This is a genomic window from Methylobacterium crusticola, assembly GCF_003574465.1.
Classification (GTDB): domain Bacteria; phylum Pseudomonadota; class Alphaproteobacteria; order Rhizobiales; family Beijerinckiaceae; genus Methylobacterium; species Methylobacterium crusticola.
Window position 1 is genome coordinate 1 of sequence record NZ_QOWC01000359.1, and the last position, 4,467, is coordinate 4,467.

At 76.6% G+C, this 4,467-nt stretch carries 5 protein-coding genes; 1 reads left to right on the forward strand and 4 read right to left on the reverse strand.

Annotated features, from left to right (window positions below; genetic code table 11):
* Positions 1–835 (forward strand): methyl-accepting chemotaxis protein (locus tag DT057_RS34000; protein ID WP_244937430.1); only part of this gene is annotated, 835 nt, incomplete at its 5' end.
* Positions 836–885: 50 nt separating this feature from the next.
* Here DT057_RS34000 and DT057_RS34005 read toward each other — a convergent pair.
* The 4 genes from DT057_RS34005 to DT057_RS34020 all read right to left on the reverse strand — a co-directional run.
* Entirely contained in the window at positions 886–1,323 is a 438-nt protein-coding gene (locus DT057_RS34005) for a DUF3429 domain-containing protein (protein ID WP_128566418.1), read from the reverse strand.
* Complete coding sequence (locus tag DT057_RS34010) at positions 1,324–2,118, reverse strand: TIGR02186 family protein (protein WP_128566419.1); 795 nt, start codon at positions 2,116–2,118, stop codon at positions 1,324–1,326.
* Entirely contained in the window at positions 2,118–3,041 is a 924-nt protein-coding gene (locus DT057_RS34015) for a sulfite exporter TauE/SafE family protein (RefSeq protein WP_128566420.1), read from the reverse strand. The genes DT057_RS34010 and DT057_RS34015 overlap by 1 nt, the downstream gene beginning before the upstream one ends.
* A 291-nt stretch (positions 3,042–3,332) precedes the next feature.
* The coding region (locus DT057_RS34020) for a tetratricopeptide repeat protein (protein WP_162501604.1) at positions 3,333–4,467 on the reverse strand (1,135 nt) is incomplete at its 5' end.

Genomic DNA, 4,467 nt, shown 5'->3' on the forward strand with positions numbered 1-4,467 from the left:
GGAGGTCTGGATCCAGGCGAGCTACAACCCGATCCTCGACCCGTGCGGACGGCCGAGCGCGGTCGTGAAGTTCGCCACCGAGGTGACCGCGCAGGTCGCGGAGCGGATGCGGCGCGACGCGGCGCAGCGCGCCATCGATGCCGATCTCGGCATCATCACGCAGGCCGTGGGCGACGTCAGCGGCCGCGCCACCACCACGGCCGACGCCTCCTCGCAGGCGCTCCAGAACGTGCAGGCGGTGGCGGCCGGCGCCGAGGAGTTCGCCGCCTCGATCGCGGAGATCAGCCGGACCGTCTCGAAGGCGACGGCGCTCGCCAACGACGCGGTGGGCAAGGCCGACCAGACCAACGCCATCATCCAGAGCCTCACGACGGCGGCCCAGAAGATCGGCGACGTGGTGGGCCTGATCCGCACCATCGCGGACCAGACGAACCTCCTGGCGCTGAACGCCACCATCGAGGCGGCCCGCGCCGGCGAGGCCGGCCGCGGCTTCGCGGTGGTCGCCGCCGAGGTCAAGCAGCTCGCCGCCCAGACCTCGAAGGCCACCGAGGAGATCGGGACCCAGATCGCCGCCGTGCAGGAGACGACCAGCTCCGCCGTGGCGGCGATCGAGGCCATCGCCGCCACGATCCGGCACCTGAGCGACAACTCGTCCGACATCGCCGTGGCGGTCGACCAGCAATCGGCGGTGACGCGGGAGATGACCGAGAACATGCAGCACGCCGCCGGCAGCGTGGACACGGTGACGCGCAGCATGGACGCCATCGCCCGCGCGGTAGCGCAGGTCGACGGCTCGGTGCGCCAGGTGAAGGAGGTCTCGCGGGCGGTCGCCTGACGGGCGCGTCCCGCCGGCGCGGACCCGGGCCGGCCCGGCGGGATGCGGCCTCAGGCAGCCAGGATGCCGGCGGCCAGGAGGGCGAGGCCGGCGCCGCCCGAGAGGGCGAGGCGCAGGCGCCCGAGCCAGCGCGGCGCCAGGCCGCGCCGCGGCATGTCCTGGTCGACGACGCCCCAGGCCAGCACCAGGGCGCCGAGGAGCCGCAGGTCCCAGGGCGCCGGCGCCGCGAGGGCCGCCCAGGCGAGGAGCGAGGGCGCCACCGCCACCGCGTAGTCGGCGCCGCGGCCGCCCCGCGCCGCCGCGGCGCCCCAGCGGATGCCGCCGAGGAACGACGCGATGACGGCGCCGTAGACGGCGAGCAGCGGGCGCGGCGGCAGCCCGGCGAGGTCGCGGCCGAGGATCGCCAGGAGGCTCAGGGCCGCGAACGGGATCAGGCCCGCGGCTCCGAGGATCAGGGCCAGGGCGGGGGGCGGCGCGTCGCGGTCCATTCAATCCCTCCGGAAGATCTGGCTGGCGAGCCAGCCCGAGAGCAGCGCCAGCAATCCCGTGGCGACGCCGTAGGCGGCCGACCAGTCGCGGGCGAACACCGCCATGCGCTGCTCGAAGCCGGTCTTGACGAGGTCGAAGCGCTCGCTGCGGCGGGCGAGCGGCACGCCGCCGGCGAGCAGCACCACCTCGACGTCGTAGGCCCCGACCGGCGCGGTGGCGGGCAGCGACACGGTGCTGCGGAACACCGCAGGGGACAGGAACTGCACGCCGGCCTCGTTCTCGACGAAGAGCCGCTCCCGCCGGCGCAGGCGCAGGAGCGCGTCCCGGAACGGATCGTCGGTCTCCGGCGCCGCCAGCGTGAGGTCCGGCGAGGCCACGATCGCCCCGAGGCCGAGCCGGAGCCGCCGCCGCGTCGCCTCGTCGGCCACGCTCGCGAGGTCCCGCGAGGACAGGACCGCCAGGAAGGCCGGCACGTCGGCGAACTTCTGCTGCCCGCGGTTGACCCAGACCGGCCCGAGGGCCTCCTTCTCGCGCACCGTCAGCGCCTGGCGCGGTCCCCGGATGGTCACCACGACGTCGGAGGCGCCCGCCCGGGCCGCCGCCTGCGCGTCCCGCTCGATGGCGCCGAACACCGCCACCGACGAGCCCGAGTAGGTCGAGGTCACGGCGAGCCGGTTGAAGGAGAGGCTGACCACCAGGGTCTCGGCCCGGGCCGGACCCGGGCCGGCGAGCCCGGCGCAGAGCGCCGGGCCGAGCAAGAGGCGGCGCGGCGCGGCGCGCGGCCGGGCCCGCATCAGCGCGCCTCCGTGGCCACGATCGAGAACGGCTCGGCCGGGTGCAGCACGAGCTCGATCGCGAAGCGCAGGCCCACCGCCAGGACCAGGATGGCGAGCAGCAGCCGGAAGTACTCCGAGCGCAGGTTGCGCCCGGCCCGCGCCCCGAACTGCGCCCCGAACACGCCGCCCACGATCAGGATCACGGCCAGCACCATGTCCACGGCCTGGTTCTGGACCGCGTGCAGCACCAGGGCCACGAGGGTGGTCCAGAGGATCTGGAACTGGGAGGTGCCCACCACCACGCCGGTCGGCACCCGCAGGAGGTAGAGCAGCGCCGGGACCAGGATGAAGCCGCCGCCGATGCCCAGCACCGCGCCGGCGAAGCCCACGAACAGCGCGAGCCCCAGGATCGGGATCACGCTGGCGTAGAGGCGCGAGCGCGGGAAGCGCATCCGCAGCGGCCAGGCCATGTAGGCCGGGTGGTCGCCGCCGATCCGGACCGGGCGCGCCTTGCCGCGCCGCCGCGCCCACATCTGCCGCAGCGCCTCGGCGAGCATGAGCCCGCCCACCGTGGTGAACAGGGTGACGTACGCCACGGTGATCACGAGATCGAGCTGGCCGGCCCGCCGCATGGCGGCGAAGAACCAGACCCCGAGCCCCGTGCCCGCGAAGCCGCCGCAGATCAGCACCAGGCCGAGGCGCAGGTCGAGGCCGTTGCGGCGCAGGGCCGCGAGCACGCTGGTGGTGGAGGAGGCGACGATCGGGGCGGTCTGGGTCGCGACCGCGATCGCCGGCGGGATGCCCATCACGATCAGGATCGGCGTCATCAGGAAGCCGCCGCCGATGCCGAACAGCCCCGACACGAACCCGACCGCGGCCCCGAGCCCGAGGAGGAGCAGCACGCTCACGGGCATCTCGGCGATCGGGAGGTAGATCTGCAACGGGGAGCGTCCGGGGCGCGATCCAGCCGATCTAGTTCCCGGCGCCTGAACGGCAACTGAGCGCCGGAGGATGCTCCGGGCGCCCGCGGCTATGGGGCAAGCGCCCGCGGCTATGGGGCAAGCGCCCGCGGCTCGGGGGCAAGCGCCCGCGGCTCGAGGGCAAGCGCCCGCGGCCCGGGGGCAAGCGCCCGCGGCTCGGGGGCAAGCGCCCGCGGCTCGGGGACGAGCACCCGCGGCTCAAGCCACGGTCGCCCGCGACGGGAAAACCGGCGCCCGCGGCGCGCGGCGGGCTCACACCTTCCCGTCGCCGCGGGCGGGGCCGGCCTCCGTGCGGCGGCTGATCGCGGCCGGCGGCGGGGCGCCGACGAGCGAGAGCGCCCCCGAGGCCGGCGCGGCGCCCTCGGCCCGGGCGGGGGGCGGCTCGTTGACCGCCGGGTCCGGCGAGGCCGGCTTCCAGGCCTCGGCGGCGGCGCGGGCCGCCGCGAGGTCCTTCGGCGAGAGCTTGGAGGCGACCTCGTCGCGCTTGCGGGCGGCGTCGTCGTCGCCCTGGGCCGCGGCGGCCGAGAACCAGCCGTAGGCCTGGGGCAGGTTCTGGGCGATGCCGAGGCCGCGCGCGAGCAGGACCGCGAGGTTGTACTGGCTGTCGCGCACGCCGTGGTCGGCGGCGCGCTTGAACCAGTTCGCCGCGGCGGCGTAGTCCGGCTTCGCGCCGGCCCCGCCCGACTCGGCCATCATCACGGCGAGGTTGTGCATCGCCCGGGCGTGGCCCTGCTCGGCCGCGCGCCCGTACCAGAGCCGGGCCTTGGCCTGGTCGCGCACCACCCCGAGGCCCTTCTCGTACTGGCTGCCGAGGCGGTACTGCGCCGGGGCGTAGCCGAGGGCGGCGAGGCGGTCGAACAGCTTGGCGGCGAGCGCCGGGTCCCGTCCCATGCCCCGCCCCTCGGCGGCCCGCCCGGCGAGCTCGTAGACGGCCGCGCCGTCGCCCTCGCTCGCCGCCTGCCGCAGCGCGGCGAGGCTCGCCGGGATCCCGGCCAAGTCGGTGCCGAGCGCGGCCATGTCGGAGACCCGCGGCAGCGGCCGCGCCGCGGCGCGGGCCGGCTCCTTCTCGGGCGCCCCAATCGCCTTCTCGGGCGCCGCGGTCGGCTTCTCGGGCGGCGCGGGCGGCTTCGCCTCCGCGGTCTCGGTCGGGGACGCGGCCTTCGCGTCGAGGGCCTGCGTGGTGACGGGGTCGGCGGGCGGCGGCGGCGCGGCGGCCTCGCGCGACGCCGGAGGCGCCGCCGCGACCGGGGGCGCCTCCGGCCCGCCCCGGCCCCCCAGGGTCCCGTTGATCGCCTGGAGCGTGCCGAGGGCCAGCACGATGGCGGCGAGGCCGAGGAGCAGCGGGCGCCGGCGCCGCTCCAGGGTGGCGCGCAGCCGGTCGACGACG

Bases quoted from the DNA above. Each gene is read 5' to 3' on its own strand.
- DT057_RS34010 (WP_128566419.1), bottom strand. From the start codon at position 2,118: ATGCGGGCCCGGCCGCGCGCCGCGCCGCGCCGCCTCTTGCTCGGCCCG.
- DT057_RS34005 (WP_128566418.1), bottom strand. From the start codon at position 1,323: ATGGACCGCGACGCGCCGCCCCCCGCCCTGGCCCTGATCCTCGGAGCC.